Annotated in this window: 22 protein-coding genes; all 22 read left to right on the forward strand. The window is 36.1% G+C overall.

What is annotated here, in order from left to right:
- Positions 1–3 precede the first annotated feature (3 nt).
- The 22 genes from spoIIP (at position 4) to MHH98_RS06170 (ending at position 23,262) form a co-directional block, all read left to right on the forward strand.
- Positions 4–828 carry a stage II sporulation protein P gene (gene spoIIP, locus MHH98_RS06065; protein WP_038187173.1) on the forward strand — a complete coding sequence of 275 codons (825 nt, stop codon included), beginning with the start codon at positions 4–6 and terminating at the stop codon, positions 826–828.
- A 62-nt stretch (positions 829–890) separates the two neighbouring features.
- A complete protein-coding gene (gene lepA, locus MHH98_RS06070; protein ID WP_038187170.1) occupies positions 891–2,726 on the forward strand; it encodes a translation elongation factor 4 in 1,836 nt (611 codons plus the stop codon).
- Positions 2,727–3,080: 354 nt separating this feature from the next.
- Positions 3,081–3,224 carry a hypothetical protein gene (locus tag MHH98_RS06075; RefSeq protein ID WP_168170701.1) on the forward strand — a complete coding sequence of 48 codons (144 nt, stop codon included), beginning with the start codon at positions 3,081–3,083 and terminating at the stop codon, positions 3,222–3,224.
- Positions 3,225–3,391: 167 nt separating this feature from the next.
- Complete coding sequence (gene hemW / locus MHH98_RS06080; RefSeq protein WP_076034369.1) at positions 3,392–4,528, forward strand: radical SAM family heme chaperone HemW; 1,137 nt, start codon at positions 3,392–3,394, stop codon at positions 4,526–4,528.
- Positions 4,529–4,623: 95 nt separating this feature from the next.
- Complete coding sequence (hrcA, locus tag MHH98_RS06085) at positions 4,624–5,649, forward strand: heat-inducible transcriptional repressor HrcA (protein ID WP_038187163.1); 1,026 nt, start codon at positions 4,624–4,626, stop codon at positions 5,647–5,649.
- Positions 5,650–5,675: 26 nt separating this feature from the next.
- Positions 5,676–6,266: a nucleotide exchange factor GrpE gene (gene grpE / locus MHH98_RS06090; RefSeq protein ID WP_038187160.1), complete on the forward strand. Its 591-nt coding sequence runs from the start codon at positions 5,676–5,678 to the stop codon at positions 6,264–6,266.
- 44 nt (positions 6,267–6,310) lie between these two features.
- Positions 6,311–8,143 carry a molecular chaperone DnaK gene (gene dnaK / locus MHH98_RS06095; protein ID WP_038187159.1) on the forward strand — a complete coding sequence of 611 codons (1,833 nt, stop codon included), beginning with the start codon at positions 6,311–6,313 and terminating at the stop codon, positions 8,141–8,143.
- Between the two features lie 175 nt (positions 8,144–8,318).
- The gene (dnaJ, locus tag MHH98_RS06100; RefSeq protein ID WP_038187156.1) at positions 8,319–9,437 is read left to right on the forward strand and encodes a molecular chaperone DnaJ; all 1,119 of its coding nucleotides are present in this window, start codon (positions 8,319–8,321) and stop codon (positions 9,435–9,437) included.
- A gap of 15 nt (positions 9,438–9,452) precedes the next feature.
- Positions 9,453–10,397, forward strand: a complete 945-nt coding sequence (prmA, locus tag MHH98_RS06105) for a 50S ribosomal protein L11 methyltransferase (protein ID WP_038187155.1) — start codon at positions 9,453–9,455, stop codon at positions 10,395–10,397.
- Between the two features lie 12 nt (positions 10,398–10,409).
- The gene (locus MHH98_RS06110) at positions 10,410–11,147 is read left to right on the forward strand and encodes a 16S rRNA (uracil(1498)-N(3))-methyltransferase (RefSeq protein WP_076064898.1); all 738 of its coding nucleotides are present in this window, start codon (positions 10,410–10,412) and stop codon (positions 11,145–11,147) included.
- A 15-nt stretch (positions 11,148–11,162) separates the two neighbouring features.
- Complete coding sequence (gene mtaB / locus MHH98_RS06115) at positions 11,163–12,500, forward strand: tRNA (N(6)-L-threonylcarbamoyladenosine(37)-C(2))-methylthiotransferase MtaB (protein ID WP_038187149.1); 1,338 nt, start codon at positions 11,163–11,165, stop codon at positions 12,498–12,500.
- Between the two features lie 230 nt (positions 12,501–12,730).
- Positions 12,731–13,534 carry an SDR family NAD(P)-dependent oxidoreductase gene (locus MHH98_RS06120; RefSeq protein WP_076034372.1) on the forward strand — a complete coding sequence of 268 codons (804 nt, stop codon included), beginning with the start codon at positions 12,731–12,733 and terminating at the stop codon, positions 13,532–13,534.
- 271 nt (positions 13,535–13,805) lie between these two features.
- Positions 13,806–14,474 carry a deoxyribose-phosphate aldolase gene (gene deoC, locus MHH98_RS06125; RefSeq protein ID WP_038187143.1) on the forward strand — a complete coding sequence of 223 codons (669 nt, stop codon included), beginning with the start codon at positions 13,806–13,808 and terminating at the stop codon, positions 14,472–14,474.
- 121 nt (positions 14,475–14,595) lie between these two features.
- The gene (gene rpsU / locus MHH98_RS06130; RefSeq protein ID WP_004227078.1) at positions 14,596–14,769 is read left to right on the forward strand and encodes a 30S ribosomal protein S21; all 174 of its coding nucleotides are present in this window, start codon (positions 14,596–14,598) and stop codon (positions 14,767–14,769) included.
- A gap of 455 nt (positions 14,770–15,224) precedes the next feature.
- Positions 15,225–15,653 carry an RbsD/FucU family protein gene (locus MHH98_RS06135; RefSeq protein WP_038187128.1) on the forward strand — a complete coding sequence of 143 codons (429 nt, stop codon included), beginning with the start codon at positions 15,225–15,227 and terminating at the stop codon, positions 15,651–15,653.
- A gap of 11 nt (positions 15,654–15,664) precedes the next feature.
- Positions 15,665–16,426 carry a DeoR/GlpR family DNA-binding transcription regulator gene (locus MHH98_RS06140; protein ID WP_038187125.1) on the forward strand — a complete coding sequence of 254 codons (762 nt, stop codon included), beginning with the start codon at positions 15,665–15,667 and terminating at the stop codon, positions 16,424–16,426.
- 108 nt (positions 16,427–16,534) lie between these two features.
- Entirely contained in the window at positions 16,535–18,034 is a 1,500-nt protein-coding gene (locus tag MHH98_RS06145; protein WP_076034373.1) for a sugar ABC transporter ATP-binding protein, read from the forward strand.
- 11 nt (positions 18,035–18,045) lie between these two features.
- The gene (locus MHH98_RS06150; protein WP_076034374.1) at positions 18,046–19,044 is read left to right on the forward strand and encodes an ABC transporter permease; all 999 of its coding nucleotides are present in this window, start codon (positions 18,046–18,048) and stop codon (positions 19,042–19,044) included.
- Between the two features lie 55 nt (positions 19,045–19,099).
- Complete coding sequence (locus tag MHH98_RS06155; protein WP_038187120.1) at positions 19,100–20,086, forward strand: ABC transporter substrate-binding protein; 987 nt, start codon at positions 19,100–19,102, stop codon at positions 20,084–20,086.
- Between the two features lie 114 nt (positions 20,087–20,200).
- Complete coding sequence (locus MHH98_RS06160; RefSeq protein ID WP_340710808.1) at positions 20,201–21,175, forward strand: Gfo/Idh/MocA family protein; 975 nt, start codon at positions 20,201–20,203, stop codon at positions 21,173–21,175.
- Entirely contained in the window at positions 21,172–21,816 is a 645-nt protein-coding gene (locus MHH98_RS06165; protein ID WP_340710810.1) for a class II aldolase/adducin family protein, read from the forward strand. The genes MHH98_RS06160 and MHH98_RS06165 overlap by 4 nt, the downstream gene beginning before the upstream one ends.
- Positions 21,817–21,828: 12 nt before the next feature.
- Positions 21,829–23,262, forward strand: a complete 1,434-nt coding sequence (locus MHH98_RS06170) for a rhamnulokinase (protein WP_038187105.1) — start codon at positions 21,829–21,831, stop codon at positions 23,260–23,262.
- The last annotated feature ends 11 nt before the right edge of the window (positions 23,263–23,273 follow it).

The following is a 23,273-nucleotide window of genomic DNA, read 5'->3' on the forward strand; positions in this document are numbered from 1 at the left end:
TATATGCGACGGAAAATGCAAATGTGGATTGGTCTTCTATGCTTTTTCTTTATGCTTCCAATTATTACTGTGAAGTTACCAATCTGGCCACAGCAAGAGGCAACAACAACATCATCAAAACAAGATACGAAAATAGTCTATGCTGCCAATACTGCCACTGAAAAAAATGCTTTGATAAATAATAAGGACGCTTCATTTAAAACACTAATATATTTCACACATTCCCATGAAGCTTACTATCCTATTTTGAAAAGCCAAAAACAGAAAATAACAGCCTATCATAACGCAACTAATGTTTTACAACTAGGTTCAGTCATTGAAGCTCATTTTAAACAAAATGATCTCTCAACTGATATTTTAGAAGTTGATACGATGACAGAAATGCAGAAGAAAAATATATCATTATATAAAGCGTATGATGCTGTAAGGCCATATGTGAAAAAACAATTAGATAAAAAAGAATATGATTTGGTGCTAGATATCCATCGTGATTCAGCAAATAAAAAAGCTACAACCACAACCTTAGATGGCGAAAAGTACGCACGTATCGCTATTGTTCTTGGTGCTGAAAATAAACAATACAAATTTAATGAAGCCTACGCGGACCAATTATCTGCGCAATTAAATCAACTAGTTCCTAATATCTCTAGAGGTGTTATGAAAAAAGAAGGTTCGGGTGTAAATGGTATATATAACCAAGATCTTTCGAAAAACCTGCTAGTCGTTGAATTAGGTGGAGTAGATAATACAGAAGACGAATTAAACCGTACTATTGCTATTTTAGCAAGAGCAATTTCGGAAGCATTTTCAAATCAAACTTCATCATAATATTGCATAAAATAGCTGTTCACTGCTATAATTCAAAATAGTTTATATAGGAGTGGACACGCATGAACAGAGAAGAACGTTTGAAACGACAAGAAAATATTAGAAATTTCTCCATTATTGCTCATATTGACCACGGGAAATCAACATTAGCAGACCGTATATTGGAAACTACTAAAAGTTTAACTTCCCGTGAGATGAAAAATCAGCTTCTAGATTCTATGGATTTAGAAAGAGAACGTGGCATTACCATCAAATTAAATGCAGTTCAATTACATTATCAAGCTAGAGATGGAGAGATTTATACATTCCATTTAATCGATACCCCTGGACACGTCGATTTCACATACGAAGTATCTCGTAGTCTTGCAGCTTGTGAAGGTGCTATTTTAGTTGTCGATGCAGCTCAAGGTATTGAAGCACAGACACTTGCGAACGTATATTTAGCATTAGACAATGATCTTGAAATTCTTCCTGTTATTAATAAAATCGATTTACCTTCGGCAGATCCAGAACGTGTACGTCAAGAAGTAGAAGATGTCATCGGGTTAGATGCATCTGAAGCAGTACTTGCTTCTGCTAAAGCAGGTATCGGTATTGAAGATATTTTAGAACAAATTGTTGAAAAAGTACCAGCACCTACAGGCGATCCTGATGCACCTCTAAAAGCTTTGATTTTCGATTCTTTATATGATTCATATCGAGGTGTAATTACTTACATCCGAGTTGTAGACGGAACAGTTAAAGCAGGCGATAAAATTCGTATGATGGCAACTGGAAAAGAATTTGAAGTTGTTGAAGTTGGAGTATCAACACCTAAGCCAACACTATGCAAAGAGCTAACTGTCGGTGATGTAGGTTTCTTAACTGCATCTATCAAAAACGTAGGGGATACGCGCGTAGGGGATACAATTACTTTAGCAAACAATCCTGCAACGGAACCATTAGCTGGTTATCGTAAGTTAAATCCTATGGTTTACTGTGGTTTATACCCAATCGATACTGCTAAGTACAATGATCTTCGTGATGCATTAGAAAAGCTAGAGCTAAACGACTCAGCATTACAATATGAACCTGAAACTTCACAAGCTTTAGGCTTCGGATTCCGATGCGGTTTCTTAGGTTTACTTCATATGGAAATCATTCAAGAGCGTATTGAACGTGAATTCAAAATCGATCTGATCACTACTGCACCTAGCGTAATTTACCATGTGCAGATGACAGACGGTTCTGAAGTTCAAGTGGACAATCCGTCAATGATGCCAGATCCACAAAAAATCGACCGTATTGAAGAACCATATGTAAAAGCAACAATTATGGTACCTAACGATTATGTTGGAGCTGTTATGGAAATTTGCCAACGCAAACGTGGTAATTTTATGACAATGGATTATATTGATTCAACTCGTGTAAGCATTTACTATGAGATTCCACTTTCTGAAATCGTTTATGATTTCTTTGATCAATTAAAATCAAGTACGAAAGGCTATGCTTCTTTCGACTACGAATTAATAGGCTATCAGCCATCTAAATTGATGAAAATGGATATCCTTTTAAATGGTGAACAAGTCGATGCACTTAGCTTTATTGTACACAACGATTTTGCATATGAACGAGGTAAGGTCATCGTTGAAAAGTTAAAAAATCTTATTCCACGTCAACAATTTGAAGTGCCAATTCAAGCTGCGATAGGACAAAAAATTGTGGCGCGATCAACTATTAAAGCGATGCGTAAAAACGTTTTAGCTAAATGTTACGGTGGCGATATTTCTCGTAAACGTAAACTTTTAGATAAACAAAAAGAAGGTAAAAAACGTATGAAACAAGTAGGTTCAGTTGAAGTACCTCAAGAAGCATTCATGGCTGTACTTAAAATGGACGATGACGCACCTAAAAAATAATATTAATGTATCAGCATGATGAATGAACATTACTAAGCGGTTATGCAGCATGGAGGTTTAATCCACCATATTGCATAACCGCATTTTTTTATTTAAAACTGAAACTAAGATATTTTTTCTTAAAGAACAATTTTTAGGTTTAATGTGGGTTTAAAAGGGTAAATACATAATAAGAGTAAGAAAGTAAAACAATATCTGGATAAATTTCGACATTATTCGCTAAAAAGTGATATTTGAGGTATTCAAAATACAAAAGATTTGATAAGCTTAGTAAACACTATATATATAGTGAATTTATGAATTAATAAATGTAAGGAGTGAGTTCAAATCGAATATCGTGATGGAAACGACCGTTTGGATCGCTTAATGGCAACGTTAGAAGCTGAACTTTTGGCTTTTGAGGCGCGAGTGGCACATATGCAAGATAAATTGAATGAACTTAAACAAGTAGAACCAAATATACAGCAAGAGCTTATTAAATATAAAAAAGCAGTGTAGAGAAGTTACAGTGGGTATTATTATCGCTGTAACTTTTTTTATGTTTAAAAGAGATATTAATTCCATTGTTTTGCGTTTTAACTTAAATACTATAGAATGAAGCTACGTGTTTAATGAGTTAAATTACAAAAAAACGGACAGTTTTCGACAAGAAAGAAGGAATCAAATTGGCTAGAGGCGTTTATATACACATTCCATTTTGCCATCAAATTTGCAATTATTGCGATTTTAATAAAGTATTTTTCAAAAACCAGCCGGTGGATGAATATATAGAAGCATTAGGTATGGAGATGAAATTATGGTCTGAAGACAAAAAAGCTTTCAGTCATATAGAAACAATTTTTTTAGGTGGAGGAACGCCAACATCTTTATCACCAGTTCAACTCTCAAGACTTTTAACATTGATCAAGATGTACATTCCAATGGAACATGTAACAGAATTCACATCGGAGGCAAATCCCGATGAATTAACGAAAGAAAAATTAGAAGTGCTTTTTAACGGTGGTGTAAATCGACTAAGTCTTGGTGTACAAGCGTTTCAACCAGAGTTATTGAAAAAACTAGGGCGTACTCATTCCAATGATGATGTTTTTGAAACAATTAAGGCAGCAAAAAAAGTAGGTTTCAATAACATCAGCATTGATTTAATGTACGGACTACCTGGTCAAACGATGGATGAATGGAAAGAAACACTAAAAATTGCTTTTGACTTAAATCTCCCACATTACTCAGCCTATTCGCTTATTGTAGAATCTAAAACGATTTTTTATAACTTGATGAACAAAGGGAAATTGAGTTTACCAGGTGAAGATAAAGAGGCAGATATGTATGAAGAATTGATGCAACAAATGGAAGCACACGGCTGGCATCAATACGAAATAAGTAATTTCGCCAAAGATGGACATTCTTCTATCCATAATCGTATTTATTGGGACAATGATGAATACGCTGGTTTTGGTGCAGGAGCTCATGGTTATGTCAATGGCATTCGTTATTCAAATCATGCACCATTAAAAAAATATATAAGTACATTAGAATCCGGTGAAAAACCCATACTAAAAACGCATGAAGTGACACATAACGAAAAAATTGAGGAAGAACTGTTTTTAGGTTTACGTAAAACAGCTGGAATTTCGAAATCTCATTTTGAAGAGAAGTTTGGCTGTACGATTGAAAGCGTTTATAGTGAAAAACTGCAATTGCTTGTTTCAGCAGGTCTTATTTCGAATGATGAAGTAGCTGTAAAGTTAACGAAAAAAGGTCGTTTTGTTGGAAATGAAGTTTTTGAAGAATTTTTATTATAAACACATGCGTTTCCGTTGACATAAAATAATAGATTTGATAAGTTAATTATAGTATTAGCACTCTTCTTGAGTGAGTGCTAACAGAGGTGATGATCATGCTAACAAATCGGCAGTTACAAGTATTGCAAGTAATCGTAGATGACTTCATTATGTCAGCTCAACCAGTTGGCTCTCGACAAATCTCGAAGAAGGAAGGCATTACTTTTAGTCCGGCAACCATTCGTAATGAAATGGCGGATTTAGAAGAACTAGGTTACCTAGAAAAAACGCATACTTCATCGGGACGAGTTCCGTCTGAAAAAGGTTACAGATTTTATGTGGATCACTTGCTAAAACCTCAAATAATTACAACAAATGAGATTCACAAAATCCAATCTGTTTTCCAAGATCGGATTATGGAAACTGAACAAGTCATTCGGAAGTCAGCTACGATTTTATCTGAATTGACGTCGTACACATCTATATTATTAGGACCAGATGTGCAGTTGCACAAAGTTAAACGATTTTCAATTGTACCTTTAACAGCTGATTCAGCAGTCGCTATTATCGTTACTGATAATGGACATGTTGAAAACCGTATTTTCTCTTTACCTTCGGATTTTTCACCGTCGGATATTGAGAAGGTTGTCAACATTTTAAACGAACGACTGATTGGCGTTCCGTTAGAGCAATTACAAATGAAGCTCGAACTTGAAACAGCAGCGGTTATAAAACAACATCTTGGGACGTATGACGGATTACTTTCGTCATTAATAGACGTGACAGCACATCAATCAGAAGGTAAAATTTTCTATGGTGGCAAAACGAATATGTTCAATCAACCTGAGTTTCATGACATAAACAAAGTACGAATGCTTATGGAACTAATGGAAAAAACTACTCAAATCCAATCCATTTTCCCGTTGAACCAATCTGGGATTCAAATCCGTATTGGTTCTGAAAATAATCATTTAGCTATGGAAGATTGCAGTGTTATCACAGCATCTTACTCGGTAGGTGAGGGACAAAGTGGTTCAATAGCTATTATCGGGCCAACAAGGATGGATTATCGACGTGTCGTTGCATTACTCGACTTTATGAGTGGCGATTTAACGCGCCAACTGACACAAAAACCGAGGTAGAGAGCGACATTATAGGAGGATGAAAAGTGTCTAAAGCAAATGAATTTAAAAAGCAAGCAGTAGAAGAAAACACAGTTGTAGAAGAACAATTAAATGAACAAGAAGAAAACGTACTAGACGCTGAAGCTGAAGAAGTTATACCTGAACTAACAGTTGAGGAACAACATCAGGCGGAAATCACAGCTCTAGAGCAAAAGTTGGACGAATCAGAAAGTCGTTTCCTTCGATTACGTGCTGACTTTGACAATTTAAAACGTCGCGCACAAACTGAGCGCGTAGCACAAGAAAAGTATCGTGCGCAAAATTTGTTAACGGAATTACTTCCGGTATTAGACAATTTCGAACGAGCTTTACAAGTTGAGGCAACAACGGAAGATGCCGAATCCATGAAAAAAGGGATTGAAATGGTATACCGTTCACTAATAGAAGCAACAACAAAAGAAGGCTTAGAACCTGTAGCATCTGAAGGCGAAGCGTTTGATCCAAACATTCACCACGCAGTTATGCAAGAACAAGATGATTCTAAAGAGCAAGGAATCGTTTTACAAGAGCTCCAAAAGGGGTATAAGTTGAAAGACCGTATCTTACGACCAGCAATGGTTAAAGTTAATGAATAAAAAAATAAAATGAAAAAATGAATCAAATCTAGGAGGACTATGAAATGAGCAAAATTATCGGTATTGACTTAGGTACTACAAACTCATGTGTATCAGTATTAGAAGGTGGCGAACCAATCGTTATCGCTAACAAAGAAGGCGCACGTACTACACCATCAGTTGTAGCATTCAAAAACGGCGAACGTCAAGTTGGTGAAGTAGCAAAACGCCAATCAATTACAAACCCAAACACAATCATGTCTATTAAACGTCATATGGGTACTGACTACAAAGTAGATGTGGAAGGTACGGAATATACTCCTCAACAAGTTTCAGCAATGATCTTACAACATTTAAAAGACTTTGCTGAAGACTATTTAGGTGAAAAAGTAACACAAGCTGTTATTACAGTTCCTGCTTACTTCAACGATGCGCAACGTCAAGCTACAAAAGACGCTGGGAAAATTGCTGGTCTTGAAGTTGAACGTATTATCAACGAACCAACAGCAGCAGCACTTGCTTACGGCTTAGAAAAAACAGATGTAGATCAAACTGTTTTAGTATTTGACCTTGGTGGTGGTACATTCGACGTATCAATCCTTGAATTAGGTGATGGCGTATTTGAAGTAAAAGCAACAGCTGGTGATAATGCTCTTGGTGGAGATGACTTTGACCAAAAAATCATCGATTTCTTAGTTGCTGAATTCAAAAAAGAAAACGGTATTGATTTAGCTAAAGATAAAATGGCGTTACAACGTTTGAAAGACGCTGCTGAAAAAGCGAAAAAAGAATTATCTGGTGTAACAACAACTCAAATTTCACTACCATTCATCACTGCTGGTGAAGCTGGTCCATTACACTTAGAAGTTTCTTTATCTCGTGCAAAATTCAATGAAATTACTGCTGACTTAGTTGAACGTACTATGATCCCAACTCGTCAAGCATTAAAAGATGCTGGATTATCTGCTTCAGAAATCGATCAAGTAATCCTTGTTGGTGGTTCAACTCGTATTCCTGCAGTACAAGAAGCAGTGAAAAAAGAAACAGGTAAAGAGCCGCATAAAGGTGTAAACCCAGATGAAGTAGTAGCTATGGGTGCTGCAGTACAAGGTGGCGTATTAACTGGTGATGTAAAAGACGTTGTACTTCTTGACGTAACTCCATTATCACTTGGTATCGAAACAATGGGTGGCGTGTTCACTAAATTAATCGATCGTAATACAACAATCCCAACTTCTAAATCACAAACTTTCTCAACAGCTGCAGATAACCAACCTGCTGTAGATATTCACGTATTACAAGGTGAACGTCCAATGGCTGCTGATAACAAAACTTTAGGTCGCTTCCAACTTTCTGATATCCCTGCTGCACCACGTGGCATCCCTCAAATCGAAGTAACATTCGATATTGATAAAAACGGTATCGTAAACGTTAAAGCTAAAGACCTAGGAACTCAAAAAGAACAAACAATTACTATCCAATCTGATAGCTCATTATCTGATGAAGATATCGAACGTATGGTAAAAGAAGCTGAATTACATGCTGAAGAAGATAAAAAACGTAAAGAAGAAGCTGAACTTCGCAATGAAGCAGATCAACTTGTTTTCCAAGTAGATAAAACAATCGCTGACCTTGGTGAACAAATTACTGAAGATGAGAAAAAATCAGTAGAAGATGCTAAAGAAGAGCTAACAAAAGCAATTGAACTTGGTGAAATCGAAGGCATCAAAACTTCTAAAGAAAAATTAGAAGGTATTCTTCAACCACTTGTGATGAAAGTGTATGAGCAAGCAGCTCAACAACAACAAGCTGCACAAGGCGAACAAGGCCCAACAGCTGATAAGAAAGATGACGGTGTAGTTGATGCAGACTTCACTGAAGTTGACGATAACAAATAATGCTAAAAAATAGAGCGCATCTTTAATGGCGCTTGAATAGTGTATATTAATGTATGCATTGTTGTTTTGAAAGAAGCCAAAGACCGCCTCGGGCTTTGGCTTTTTTCAATGTTTTTTGCCATTTGTTCTTTCCATGTTACAATATATTTTATGCAAACGGAGCGGAGTGTGAAAAATGAATAAACGAGATTATTATGAAGTCTTAGGCCTTCAAAAATCAGCATCAAAAGACGAAATTAAAAAAGCTTATCGTAAATTATCTAAACAATATCACCCTGACTTGAATAAAGAGGCTGGGGCAGAAGAAAAATTTAAAGAAATTGCTGAAGCTTATGAAGTATTAAGTGATGACCAGAAAAAAGCACGCTATGACCAGTTCGGACATCAAGATCCAAACCAAGGATTTGGTGGCGGTGGCGGAGATGGCTTCGGTTTCGAAGACATTTTTAGTTCATTCTTTGGCGGTGGTGGCGGAAGTCGTCGTCGTGATCCGAATGCACCAACAAAAGGCGATGATCTGCAATATCGCATGACAATTAGTTTTGAAGAAGCAGTATTTGGTAAAGAAACTGAAATCGAAATCCCTCGTGATGAAACTTGTGATACTTGTCATGGATCTGGTGCAAAACCAGGTACTTCAAAAGACACATGTTCTCACTGTAATGGCCAAGGTCAAATAAATGAGACAGTTTCAACACCATTTGGTCAAATGGTAAACCGTCGTACTTGTGGTTACTGTAAAGGTACTGGCCAAATTATCAAAGATAAATGTTCAACTTGTCACGGTGCAGGAACAGTTAAAAAACGTAAAAAAATCAAAGTTACGATTCCAGCAGGTGTTGATGATGGTCAACAATTGCGCGTGAGTGGTCAAGGTGAAGCGGGTACTAACGGTGGTCCAGCAGGTGACTTATACATCGTATTCCATGTTCGTGCACATGATAAATTTGAACGTGATGGTGATGATATTTATTTAGAATTACCAATTACATTCGCTCAAGCGGCTCTTGGTGATGAAATCGAAGTACCAACAGTTCATGGTAAAGTGAAGATGAAGATTCCTACAGGTACACAATCTGGTGACAGATTCCGCTTAAAAGGAAAAGGTGTCAAAAACGTTCATGGTTATGGCACTGGCGATCAACATGTAATCGTAAGCGTTGTAACACCGAAGAAATTAACTGAGAAACAAAAACAATTATTGCGCGAATTTGCTAGTATTTCTGGAGATATTCCAGAAGAGCAAGGTAGCACATTGTTTGATAAAATTAAAAACAAATTTAAAGGTGAATAAGGGAGTTGGCTACAAGTGAAATGGTCGGAGGTATCCATCCATACAACGAGTGAAGCGGTTGAAGCGATTTCGAATATTCTACACGAAGCTGGAGCAAGTGGTGTCGTAATAGAGGATTCAGAGGATTATGGTAAAGAACGTGCAGATCAATTTGGTGAGATTTACGCTTTAAATCCAAAAGATTTTCCTAAGGATGGTGTCATTGTAAAAGCTTATTTAGCTGAAACAAGTTTTTTAGGTGAAACTGTTGAAGAAATTAAAGTTGCTATTAATAATCTGGTAAACTATGACATTAATATTGGTCACAACGAAGTGACAATCAATGAAGTGAATGAGGAAGATTGGGCAACTGCATGGAAAAAGTATTATCATCCGGTGAAAATTTCTAACCGTTTCACAATTGTACCAACTTGGGAAGAGTATGAACCTGTAAACAGTGATGAGCTAATCATTGAACTTGATCCTGGTATGGCCTTTGGTACAGGAACTCATCCTACAACTGTATTATGTTTACAAGCATTAGAAAAAACAATAAAAGATACGGATTCAGTAGTAGACGTTGGTACTGGCTCTGGTGTTTTAGCTATCGGAGCAGCTTTGCTTGGAGCAAAGAATGTTCATGCACTTGATTTAGATGAAGTAGCGGTACGCTCTGCAATTGAAAATGTTCAGCTAAATAAGGTTGAAGACTCTATTGATGTTATGCAAGGGAATCTATTAGATACTGTAAAAGAACCTGCGGACGTTGTAGTTGCGAATATCTTAGCTGAAGTAATTATGACCTTCACAGATGATGCCTATACAATTGTTAAACCAGGCGGCCTATTTATTACTTCAGGAATAATTGAACCGAAGAAGGATGATGTGAAAGCATCTCTTGAAAAAGCAGGCTTTATTATCGAAGAAGTAATGATGATGGAAGATTGGGTAGCAATTATATCACGAAAATCAGTAAATTGATGGAGTGTTACTATGCAACGATATTTTATAAATGAATCCTTTGACAATCAATTAGCCATAATTAGTGGTGAAGATGCGCATCATATAACAAAAGTAATGCGCATGCGTGTAGGCGATGAAATCATTGTAGTTCATAATGGTGAGGCAACAATTAGTCGTATTTTGGACTTTACTGAAGATGGTGTTCAGGTAGAAAAAACCGACAATGTATTGCCTTCACCAGAACTACCTATTCAAGTGACGATCGCTTGTGGTTTACCAAAGGGCGATAAGCTAGATTTAATTGTCCAAAAGGCAACTGAGCTTGGTATGTATGCTTTACTTCCTTTTGAAGCAGAACGATCAATCGTCAAATGGGATGGGAAAAAAGGTAAAAAGAAGCAAGAGCGCTTACAGAAAATTGCGAAGGAAGCAGCTGAGCAATCGCATCGTACGCATATCCCGACAATTGAAGAGCCAGTGAACTTCACGCAGTTACTAAAAAAAGTACCTGAATTTGACGTTGTCTTTTTAGCCGATGAAGAGGATGCAAAGCAACTAGAACGAACTCGGTTTGCTGATCAATTAAAAAAGGTATATGATAATAAGTCAATCCTTGTTATATTTGGTCCTGAAGGCGGTATTTCTCGAAAAGAGGCTACCGCTTTACAAGGATTAGGATGTCAATGTATTTCACTAGGACCAAGAATTTTACGTGCGGAAACAGCACCACTGTATGTTCTTTCCGCAATTTCTTATGAATTTGAATGAAAGAGGTGACGAGCCTTGTCTTCAGTGGCTTTTCATACATTAGGATGTAAAGTGAATCACTATGAAACAGAGGCAATTTGGCAACTGTTTAAAGATGAAGGTTATGAACGCAAAGAATTTGATCATCAGGCAGATGTCTATGTAATTAATACTTGTACAGTTACGAATACAGGAGATAAGAAAAGTCGCCAAGTTATTCGTCGTGCAATAAGACAAAACCCAGATGCCGTTATTTGCGTAACAGGATGTTATGCTCAAACTTCTCCAGCAGAAATTATGGCTATTCCCGGTGTAGATATTGTAGTTGGGACGCAAGACCGTACGAAAATGATTGGCTATATTGAACAATACAAAAATGAACGTCAGCCTATCAATGCTGTACGTAACATTATGAAAAACCGAGTATATGAAGAGCTAGACGTTCCTTATTTCACTGACCGCACTCGTGCGTCATTGAAAATCCAAGAAGGTTGTAATAACTTCTGTACATTCTGTATAATCCCTTGGGCGCGTGGTCTAATGCGATCTCGTGATCCACAAGAAGTCGTGCATCAAGCACAACAACTTGTAGATGCAGGTTATTTAGAAATTGTTTTAACAGGTATCCACACAGGTGGTTATGGACAAGATTTAAAAGATTATAATCTAGCGCAACTATTACGTGACTTAGAAGAGAATGTAAAAGGCTTAAAACGTTTACGTATTAGTTCGATTGAAGCAAGTCAGTTAACCGATGAAGTGATAGAAGTTTTACGCGATTCTAATATCGTCGTAAATCATTTACATATTCCTATTCAATCGGGCTCTGACACTGTACTTAAGCGTATGCGACGCAAATACACGATGGAATTCTTCGGTGAGCGTTTAGACCGTTTACGTGAAGTGTTACCGCATTTAGCAGTTACTTCTGATGTAATCGTTGGTTTTCCTGGTGAGACAGAAGAAGAATTTATGGAAACATATAACTTCATCAATAATCACAAATTCGCTGAACTGCATGTTTTCCCATACTCTAAACGTACTGGAACACCAGCAGCCCGCATGGAAGATCAGGTAGACGAAGAAGTGAAAAATGAACGTGTACACCGCTTATTAACACTAAACGATCAACTAGCTAAAGAATATGCTTCTCAATTTGAAAATGAAGTATTAGAAATCATTCCTGAAGAACGCATTAAAGAGGGAAAAGATGCAGGGCTTTACGCTGGTTATTCAGACAATTATTTAAAAGTTATCTTTGAGGGCAATGAAGACATGATCGGTAAACTAGTAAAAGTGAAAGTAACAAAAGCTGGTTATCCGTCTTCTGAAGGTCAATTTGTGCGTGTATTAGAAGAAGTACAAGCAAACTAAACTAGATAAATAACTATAAAATTGATAAACCCCAAAAACGGAATGTAATTTCGTTTTCGGGGTTTTACTTTTGAGAAAAACTAAAAATAATAAACGCATATTGTTTTAATTATGAATATTATAGTGTTAAAATAAATAGTGTTAGGTTATAATATAACGATAAATTAAGAGTATGATAGGCTTTTGTTATTACATACTTATATTTTCGCTTATTACAGGAGGAATTTTTCATGAAACGTGTAGAAGGTAAAGTAGCTCTTATCACAGGTGGAGCATCAGGAATTGGTTTATCAGCAGCAACATTAATGGCTAAAGAAGGCGCAAAAGTAGTTATTGCTGACTTTAATATAGAAGGTGCAAAAGAGCATGCAGCTGCTTTAGTAAAAGAAGGATATGAAGCTTCAGCAGTATTCCTGGATGCAGGTAATGCAAAATCAGTAGAAGAAGCAGTGGATTTCACTGTTGAGCAATACGGTACAATTACAGTACTATTTAATAACGTTGGTTTAACAAATATTCATAAAGATTTAGATGTTGTTAATATTGACCTAGATGAATGGGATCGTTTAGTTAACGTGAACTTAAAATCAGTATTACTTGGTAGCCGTTATGCAATTCCTCATATGCAAAAAGCAGGTGGAGGTTCTATTATCAACACAGCTTCAATGGCTGCATTTGCTAGTGACCAAATCCGTACAGCTTATGGCGCTACTAAAGCAGGCGTTGTGAACATGACTAAATATATTGCAACTCAGTATGGTAAAGATAAAATTCGTTGTAACGCAATTGCACCAGGTCTTATTTTAACTCCAGCTGCAAAAAATAATATGCCTGCTGAATTGTTAGATATCTATACAAAATATCATGCACTACCATATCACGGCGAAGCAGACGATATCGGTTATGCAGTAGTATACTTAGCTTCTGAAGAATCAAAATTCATGACTGGTCAAACACTTCAAATTGAAGGTGGGCATTATATTGCAAACCCAACAATCGAAGATCAAAATGCTTGGGCAGCTTCACAAAAATAATTTTAACATAGGGGATGTTAAAATAAGTAAGGTTACTTACTTTCCTTGTACTAAATTTTAAACGATACAGTATAAAACTGTACTTGTGGAGATAATATATATAATGATTAAAAAAGTCATGCCATTTAATATAATGGCATGACTTTTTTGTATCAAAATCAATTGATTTATAGCAGTTGGCTAATGTTTCACATAACAGTGGAAAGAAAACTATAATCCGTGGTAAAATAAAGAGGTACGTACATCTATTAAATAAAAGGAGTTTTCATTCATGACTAAAGACTACGCGTTATTAATTGACCATACACTATTAAAGCCTGAAGCGACAAAAGAACAAATTGCAACACTTTGTCAAGAAGCTAAAAAATATGATTTTGCTTCGGTTTGTGTCAATCCTACATGGGTAGCAGATGCAGCAAAACATCTTGAAGGCGCTAAATCAGTTGTTTGTACTGTTATCGGTTTCCCATTAGGAGCTCAAACAAGCGCTACAAAAGCATTTGAAACAAAAGATGCTATTGCAAATGGTGCTAGTGAAATCGATATGGTGATTAATATAGGTGCCCTTAAATCAGGTCAACTTGATGTTGTTAAATCTGATATTCAAGCTGTTGTTGATGCAGCTAACGGTACTTTAGTAAAAGTTATCATCGAAACTTGCTTGCTAACGGACGAAGAAAAAGTAGTTGCTTGCCAACTATCTAAAGAAGCAGGCGCTGATTTTGTGAAAACTTCTACTGGATTTTCAACTGGTGGAGCAACTGCAGCTGATATAGCATTAATGCGCAAAACTGTTGGACCAGAAATGGGTGTAAAGGCTTCAGGTGGTGTTCGCAGTCTGGAAGATCTAGAAGCTATGGTTGAAGCTGGGGCTACTAGAATCGGTGCAAGCTCTGGTGTGAAAATTATGAACGGATTAAAATCAGATTCTGAATATTAATTCGAGCATGAGTATTGACCAATTTGTATCAATAAGGTATAATTTTTTAGTACACAGCATTAACATATTTGCTTATGATAATGTTCGTATTTGATGTGTGTTCGGAGGGAGGGAAAGAGAGATGTCAAAAACTGTCGTTAGAAAAAACGAATCGCTTGAAGATGCTCTTCGCCGCTTCAAACGTACTGTTTCTAAAAGTGGTACAATTCAAGAGGTTAGAAAACGCGAATTCTATGAAAAACCTAGCGTAAAACGCAAAAAGAAATCAGAAGCTGCACGTAAACGTAAGTGGTAATTTAATTTCCTAGACAATCCCTACGTTCAAAACACGCAACATCATGATTGATTTAAATTGCAAATGACCTAAACCGAGAAATCCTTGTGATTTCTCGGTTTATTTTTGTGCATTTTTTTAGAGTGTAATCGTTAGTAAAGTAAAGACATGATCGTGAAAATGGTTGTACACTTTGATTGCTAGTTTAGAGGAATCTGCTATTTAAGAAACTAAAAGAGATATGCATGTCAAAATAGATATCTAGTATTGAGATTCAAATTATTATAATAGGAACAAATAAATAACATTAAGCAAATATATAATAGGATCTTGAAAGAGTTGTAACTAAATTACAAATGTTATAAGACTCTTTTTTTATTAATTTCATATTTTTGTATTTTTTATTTGAATTGTTGAAAATATTTGGTATTATCAAATAAAACAAAAAAATAGGACATAAACAAAGGAGAAACCACATGTTAAAATATATAAAATCCTGTATTTCGCCTGAACTATTAAAAGTTTTGATGGAAATGGGGCATAGTGATGAAATAGTTCTAGCGGATGGAAATTTTCCAGCAGCCTCACATAATGATAAAATAGTGCGATTAGATGGAAATGACATACCATCCATTTTGGAAGGGATATTGTTCTTAATGCCATTAGACACTTATGTTGAAAATCCGATTTGCTTAATGATGCATGGTGAAGAAGTTGAACGTCCACAAATTTGGAAGGAATACGAAGAACTTGTAACAAAAAGTGAGAATGTCTTTAAAGCAGAATATTTATCAAGGGAATCATTTTATGAACGTGCGAAAACAGCGTATGCAATTGTGACTACAAGTGAAAAAGCATTATATGCCAATATCATATTAAAAAAAGGTGTCATTGTTGAAGGATAGGAGTGTTGAATATGTTAGTGCCTGAAAGACATAAAAAAATTGTTCAAATTATTAATGATAAGAAAAACGTAAGAGTAAATGAATTGAGTAAGCTATTTGCTGTAACAGAGGAAACAATTCGCCGAGATTTAGAGAAGCTTGAAGCAAAAAATAAACTTCAGCGGACTCATGGTGGTGCTGTAGCCATGGATGATTCAGATGATGATGAAATTCCTTTTAATGATCGTCAAGTATTGAATAGAAATGAGAAAATGGATGTTGCCAAAGTAGCAGTGTCTCTTATTGATGAACAGGATATTATTTTTTTAGATGCAAGTACAACAGCTCTATATTTAGCGAAGCTACTTCCAAATATGGAACTTACGGTACTTACAAACTCATTATTAGTTGCAAGTGAATTGGCGAATAGATCCAAAATTCAAGTCATCATGACAGGTGGTACTTTATCGAAAACGTCCTTATCACTAGTAGGACCAACAGCTATCCGTTCAATTGAACATTTCTATGTAGATAAAGTGTTTTTCTCATGCAAAGGTTTCCATAAGGACTGGGGCATCAGTGATTCGAATGAGCAACAGGCTAACGTCAAACGAGAGATGATTAAAATGTCCGAGCAAGTCATTTTATTACTCGATTTTTCAAAGATTAATCAAAAATCATTTGCTTATATCGAAGATAAATCAGTGTTGGATTGCTTAATTGTAGATCAAAAAGCAAATGTAGACTATTTGCAATCGATTGTAGATGAACGTACTAGAGTAATAATTGGATAAAATATTTTCTGAATATTCATTATTTTTGTTGATTTCGAATAAAATGTCTCTTATAATCAACATAAACAAAGAAAAACAAATACAAATACAAATAAAAGAGGTGAATGAATGAGTAAGCTGTTGGAGATGCAGAATATTTCAAAGAGCTTTCCAGGAGTTAAAGCTCTTTCGAATGTATCACTTGATTTACATCATGGTGAAGTATTGGCTTTAGTCGGAGAAAATGGTGCTGGAAAGTCAACGCTGATGAAGATTCTAACGGGGATATATGAAAAAGATGATGGTGAAGTTTTTCTAGAAGGTCAGAAGATTAATGTTACATCTACTAAGCAAGCACAAGAATTAGGTATTTCGATCATTCATCAAGAACTAAATTTAATGAAAGATTTATCTATCGCTGAAAATATTTTTATCGGTAGAGAACCAAGAGGGTTGTTAAACTTCTTTATAAAGGATCATGAATTACATAATAAGACGAGGGAATTATTTAAACGACTCTCCATAGATTTAAATGGGAAAACAAAAGTAAAGGATTTAACAGTTGCAAAACAGCAAATGGTTGAAATTGCGAAAGCGCTATCATTCGATTCGAAAATTTTAATTATGGATGAGCCCACTACTGCATTAACAGATGCGGAAATAGATGTACTGTTTGAAATTATTGATAATTTAAAAGCCAGTGGTGTTGGAATTATTTATATATCCCATAGGATGGATGAGTTAAAACGAATCTCAGATCGGATTACGATAATGCGAGATGGAGAGTATATCACAACGCTAAATACGAAGGAAACGGAAATGAGTAAAGTGATTCAATTGATGGTAGGAAGAGAGCTTTATATTGAATCAAAACCAACTATTTCAGATAGTAATAGAGATACTGTTCTAGAATTAAAGAATGTTAGTACCAATACAAATTTAAAGGATATTTCTTTTGAACTCAAAAAAGGAGAAATTCTTGGCTTTGCAGGCTTAATGGGTGCTGGTAGAACAGAAGTGGCAAATGCTATTTTCGGAGTTGATAAGATAAGGACTGGGGAGATTATTTTACATGGGAAAAAGGTGCAAATAACATCACCTAGTCGCGCTGTTAAACAAGGTATTGGCTATTTATCTGAAGATCGGAAACATTTAGGTCTTGTTGTTGATATGGATGTAAAGACAAATATAGTCATGTCTACGATAAATGATTATCAAACACTTGGGTTTGTTAATGATCAGAATATAGCAAAGGTATCAGAGGAGTATGTCGAGCGCTTAAAAGTGAAAACGCCTTCAATTAATCAACAGATAAAATTTTTATCTGGGGGGAATCAGCAAAAGGTTGTAATTGCAAAATGGCTACTACGTGATTGTGATATTTTAATTTTTGATGAACCAACAAGAGGTATCGATGTTGGAGCCAAAGGTGAGATTTATAAATTACTAGATGAGCTAGCGGAAAAAGGGAAGTCCATTATTATGATTTCATCTGAATTGCCAGAAGTATTAAGAATGAGTCATCGTATTGTCGTTATGTCAGAAGGCCGAGTTACGGGGATTTTAAATTCAGAGGAAGCGAACCAGGAGAAAATCATGGAGTTAGCTACAGCATACCGTGAAGGTTAGGGAGGGATAATATGAAAGCGGATACATTAGATCAAATAACAGTGACTAAGAAAAAGAATAAGGGAATTCCATCCAATACATTACAACAAGTTCTAGCTTTTAGTAGTTTAGTAGTATTGGTTATTTTTTTCTCGTTTGCATCATCCAGTTTCATGCAATGGAGTAATATAGTGGGAATATTGTTATCTACGGCAGTTATAGGGATATTAGCACTAGGTGCAACCTTTGTCATTATTACAGGAGGAATTGACTTATCTGTAGGAACTGTCATGACCTTGTCATCTGTGATTACGGGTATAATTGTCGTCAATTCAGATCTGCCAATTGTAGTCGGTGTCATTGGTGGTATTTTAACAGGTGCACTTTGTGGTTTGCTGTGTGGTATTGCCATTACTAAATTAAAAATACCACCATTTGTTGCAACATTGGCGATGATGATGATAGCGAAAGGATTAGCGTTAGTTATATCAAAGGCTGCGCCAATCTACTTTACAGATAAGCCTATGTTTACAAAAATTGCTTTAGGTTCAATTATTCCAGGCGTCAATATTCCAAATGCTGTATTAATATTCTTTGTCCTTGGCATTATAGCAGCAATTATCTTATCTAAAACTATATTGGGGCGTTTTAATTTAGCCATTGGTAGTAATGAGGATGCAACAAAGCTTTCTGGCGTGAATGTAGATTACTGGAAAATGACGATTTATACACTAGCGGGTGCTTTTACAGGTATCGCAGGCGTGTTAATGGCATCACGATTAAATTCTGCTCAACCTGCATTAGGTCAAGGGTATGAATTAGAAGCAATTGCTGCTGTTGTAATTGGTGGTACTTCGCTTAGTGGAGGAAAAGGAACTATTATCGGAACTATTATCGGTGCATTAATTATGAGTGTCTTGACGAATGGATTACGAGTATTATCAATTCCACAAGAATGGCAAACAGTAGTGATTGGTTTTGTTATTATCTTAGCGGTATACATGGATATATTACGTAGGGGTAAAAGCTAAGTGTGATATGAGGTCGTTCTAGACTTGATATAAATTAAACAAAGGGGGCAAAGAAATGAAAAAGAAATCGATTTTTCTAGGTGGATTATTAGCAGTATCGATGTTACTTGGTGCATGTAATGATAAAGAGGGAGCGACAAGTGAAGGTGAAAAAGAACCAGTAAGCTCTGATAAACCTTATGTAGCGATTGTATCAAAAGGTTTCCAACATCAATTTTGGCAAGCTGTAAAACAGGGTGCTGAAAAGGCTGCTGATGAGTTTGATGTAAAAATTACATTTGAAGGTCCCGAAACTGAAGCGCAAGTTGATAAACAAATTGAAATGTTACGTGCAGTTTTAGATAAAAAACCAGCTGCTATAGGCTTTGCGGCATTGGATTCTAAAGCATCAGTGCCGTTATTAGATGAAGCTAAGGAAAAAAATATTCCGATTGTTGCGTTTGACTCAGGTGTGGAAAGTGAAATCCCTGTTGCAACTGCATCTACGGACAATAAAGCAGCTGCAGCATTAGCAGCTGATAAGATGGCCGAGTTTATAGGTGGCAAAGGGAAAATTGCCCTAATCGTACAAGATCAAACTTCATTAACTGGTAAAGGTCGTAGAGATGGCTTTAAAGAGCAAATTGAAAGTAAATATCCAGATATTAAAATAGTTGATATTCAATATGGTGATGGTGATCATTTGAAATCAACTGACTTGGCAAAAGCTATTATGCAAGCACATCCGGATTTAAAAGGCATTTTCGGCTCTAATGAAGGTTCTGCAATTGGAGTAGTAAACGCAGTACAAGAGATGAATAAAGTAGGCAAAATTGTCGTTGTTGGTTTTGACTCAGGTAAACAGCAAATTGATGCGATTAAGAGTGGATTAATGGCAGGAGCTGTAACTCAAAATCCAGTTGGTATTGGTTATGAAACTGTTAAAGCTGCAGTTGCTTCAATCAAAGGCGAGAGTGTTGAAAAATCAATCGATACTGGTTTCTATTGGTACGACAAAGACAATATTGACACGGATGAAATTAAAGCAGCGATTTACGAATAATTATTGGTGTTTCTAAATAAATCTACTTTTCTTATAAATTAGTTGAAGAAAAATCTATTTATTAAAGGTTAATAAGGGCTGTAAAAACAGCCCTTTTCTAAAGGGGGCATACAATTGACGATTAAATGGGGCATTTTAAGTGCAGCGACTATTGCTAAAAACTATGTTATGCCAGCAATCCAAGAAGCAGGGGGAAATATTCTTGCAATCGCAAGCCGTAGCCAAGATTTAACTGAAATCCAACAAGCATTTCAGATACCCTATACACTGAATGATTACAATCAGCTCCTTGATATGGACGAAATTGATGCAGTTTATATTGCATTACCTAATAGTTTTCATTTCGAATGGATTATGAAAGCAATTGAGCATGGCAAGCATGTATTATGCGAAAAGCCAATAGTCTTGTCGCTAGAAGAACTTCAAATAATTCAACAAAAAAGTATCGAGAAAAAAGTAAAAGTGATGGAAGCTTTTATGTATCGTTTTCATCCACAAATTATAGAGACTAAAAAGCTATTAGAAGAAGGCGCAATAGGCGAAGTATTAACTATTAGAAGTCAATTTCATTTTACATTAGAAAATTGGACAGATGATATACGTGTAAATCCCAATCTTGGTGGTGGTGCTTTGTATGATATCGGCTGTTATTGTATAAATGTCCAACAATTTTTACTTGATAAAAAGGTAGTTACATACCATGTACTGCAAGGGCGTAAAAGTAATGTGGATGTCCATTTAACAATTCAAGTGCAATATGAAGATGGCATTCTTGGACTAATCGACTGCAGTTTTTTAGGTGAGTTTTCACAATCAGTCGATCTAATTGGAACAGAAGGTAGTCTCAGATTACCCTTTGCCTTTCGTACAGATTTAAATCAGGATTTTGGAGTTATTCAATTGATTCAAAATGGGCAACTAAGCTCGCAACATATTGAGGGGAATGCCTATAAAAATCAAATTGAACATTTCCAAAAAAGCATTGAGCAAAGGGAGTTTCAGCCCTATCCTTTCGATTCCATGCTAGAACAAGTAGCGATTCTAGAAGAATTCCAAACAACATTAAAAAGGGAGGGCGTGATTGGATGACTAGTGTAATTCAAGATCTACAAAAGTACGCAACAGAATTAGTGCAAAGTGGTTTAGTGGTTGGTGCGGGTGGCAATTTAAGTATGAGAGATGGGGAGTATATGTATATTTCTCCAAGTGGTTATGACTTAAAAGAAATAGCAGATGAAGAATGGGTTAAGGTTCATATTGAGTCCGGTGAAATCGAGGGAGATTTGCGCCCTTCATCAGAAGTTTTAATGCATTTAACATGCTTTAGAGATAATCATGAGATTCAAGCTGTTCTACATGCACATCCAACTTACTCGGTAGGCGTATCCTCAGCAGGACAAAACATTCCACCACTCTTTCCGGATTTCCCTGCTATGGTGAAAAAGGTTGGTTATATCGATTACGTCATTCCAACTACTCATGAATTGGCTGAGAAAGTATCTGAACTTGTTTTGGATCATGATGTGATGATTATGAGGAATCATGGTGTACTAACTGTCGGGAAAACAATGAAGGAAGCGTATTTTTTCATGCAACTAACAGAGGAATCGGCCAAAGTATTTACCATTAGTACAATTTTTGGTGGCCCTAGAATTTTAACGGACGAAGAATGCTTGGAGTTAAGAAATCTATCTTCAGAGAAATATCGCTCGAAATTACTTCGAGAATAGAGGTGATTGTTTATGACTACAGTTCTTGCATATGACTTAGGCTCTTCAAGTGGAAGATTAATAGCTGGAAAATTTGATGGTAATACGATTTCTATTAAGGAGATTCACAGATTTAACAATAAGCCACAAATAGTTCAAGGCCATTATTATTGGGATTACCCTGCACTTATAAAGGAATTAAAAACGGGTTTGCAAAAGGTTGATTTTCCAGCTGCTTCAGTTGGTATCGATACATGGGGTGTCGATATAGGCTTACTAAATAACGAGTATGCACTGTTATCATTGCCCTTTTCATATAGAGATACACATTCTGAGCCACAGCTTCAGAAGTTGAAACAACTAATAGATCCTTTTGAGTTATTTAAAAAAACAGGAAATGAAATCTCCACTATTAATACCCTATTTCAACTTATGGCTATTTACGAAAAATCCCCTAACTATAGAGAGCATTGTAAGTCTATCTTGATGATGCCTAATTTATTGTTGTACGGATTATCGAATGTAGCGTTAAACGAGTATTCTATATCTTCTACGTCACAGTTAGTGAATCATGAGAGCAAGCAATGGGATGAAGGACTTATGCAACTTGTTTTTCAACAACAACTACCTTTAGCATCCATTGAAATGCCACATCAAATGATAGGAAATGTACTAGATTTTCCGTCAATAAAAATGGCTTTAGTACCAGGTCATGATACAGCTTGTGCATTATCAGCATTGCCAATAAATCGTAGAAATGCTGTTTTCATGAGTATTGGTACTTGGTGCTTAGTTGGCAAAGAAGTCGACAAACCGATAGTTAGTTTAGCTGCATTTGAAGCAGGCTTTACTAATGAGGGTACGAGTGAAGGAGCAATTCGTTTTCAAAAGAATGGAATGGGTTTTTGGATTTTACAAAAGTTGCGTGAGGAATGGAATGCATCAGGAATGAAAGTATCATATGACATTGAGCGTCAAGGATTTTTGGAAGCAGCAGCTTTTAAAACAATTATCGATCCAGAAGATCCTCTATTCTTTAATCCTAAATCGATGACCTTAGCAATCGAAACGTATTGTGCGAAAACGGCCCAAGAGACACCTAGTACAATTGGAGAATATGTACGTTGCTTTACTGAAAGTGTAGCTATTAGTTATGCGAAAGTGATTAAAAACATAGAGCAATTATCATCTCAACCTACATCGGAAATTTATATTGGCGGAGGTGGAGCTCAAAACGAAACACTATGTCAATTGATTGCCAATGCAACAGGGAAGGTTGTATTGGCAGGGCCCATTGAAGCGAGTTCAATTGGTAATGGTCTATCACAGTTAAGAGCTTTAGGAGAATTAAATTCGATAGAAGAAGGAAGAAATCTTGTCTCACGCTCATTTCATCCGGATGAATTTATACCACAGGATCAAGCACGCTGGCAGGAGATACTAGAACAATATAAAACTTTCATTTAGGAGGTAATAGA

This window comes from Viridibacillus sp. FSL H8-0110 (genome assembly GCF_038003565.1).
GTDB lineage: Bacteria > Bacillota > Bacilli > Bacillales_A > Planococcaceae > Viridibacillus > Viridibacillus arenosi.

Bases quoted from the DNA above. Each gene is read 5' to 3' on its own strand.
- dnaJ (WP_038187156.1), top strand. From the start codon at position 8,319: ATGAATAAACGAGATTATTATGAAGTCTTAGGCCTTCAAAAATCAGCA.
- deoC (WP_038187143.1), top strand. From the start codon at position 13,806: ATGACTAAAGACTACGCGTTATTAATTGACCATACACTATTAAAGCCT.
- MHH98_RS06140 (WP_038187125.1), top strand. From the start codon at position 15,665: ATGTTAGTGCCTGAAAGACATAAAAAAATTGTTCAAATTATTAATGAT.
- MHH98_RS06120 (WP_076034372.1), top strand. From the start codon at position 12,731: ATGAAACGTGTAGAAGGTAAAGTAGCTCTTATCACAGGTGGAGCATCA.
- rpsU (WP_004227078.1), top strand. From the start codon at position 14,596: ATGTCAAAAACTGTCGTTAGAAAAAACGAATCGCTTGAAGATGCTCTT.
- MHH98_RS06170 (WP_038187105.1), top strand. From the start codon at position 21,829: ATGACTACAGTTCTTGCATATGACTTAGGCTCTTCAAGTGGAAGATTA.
- MHH98_RS06155 (WP_038187120.1), top strand. From the start codon at position 19,100: ATGAAAAAGAAATCGATTTTTCTAGGTGGATTATTAGCAGTATCGATG.
- spoIIP (WP_038187173.1), top strand. From the start codon at position 4: ATGCGACGGAAAATGCAAATGTGGATTGGTCTTCTATGCTTTTTCTTT.
- hrcA (WP_038187163.1), top strand. From the start codon at position 4,624: ATGCTAACAAATCGGCAGTTACAAGTATTGCAAGTAATCGTAGATGAC.
- dnaK (WP_038187159.1), top strand. From the start codon at position 6,311: ATGAGCAAAATTATCGGTATTGACTTAGGTACTACAAACTCATGTGTA.
- MHH98_RS06135 (WP_038187128.1), top strand. From the start codon at position 15,225: ATGTTAAAATATATAAAATCCTGTATTTCGCCTGAACTATTAAAAGTT.
- MHH98_RS06110 (WP_076064898.1), top strand. From the start codon at position 10,410: ATGCAACGATATTTTATAAATGAATCCTTTGACAATCAATTAGCCATA.
- MHH98_RS06145 (WP_076034373.1), top strand. From the start codon at position 16,535: ATGAGTAAGCTGTTGGAGATGCAGAATATTTCAAAGAGCTTTCCAGGA.
- MHH98_RS06150 (WP_076034374.1), top strand. From the start codon at position 18,046: ATGAAAGCGGATACATTAGATCAAATAACAGTGACTAAGAAAAAGAAT.
- MHH98_RS06165 (WP_340710810.1), top strand. From the start codon at position 21,172: ATGACTAGTGTAATTCAAGATCTACAAAAGTACGCAACAGAATTAGTG.
- lepA (WP_038187170.1), top strand. From the start codon at position 891: ATGAACAGAGAAGAACGTTTGAAACGACAAGAAAATATTAGAAATTTC.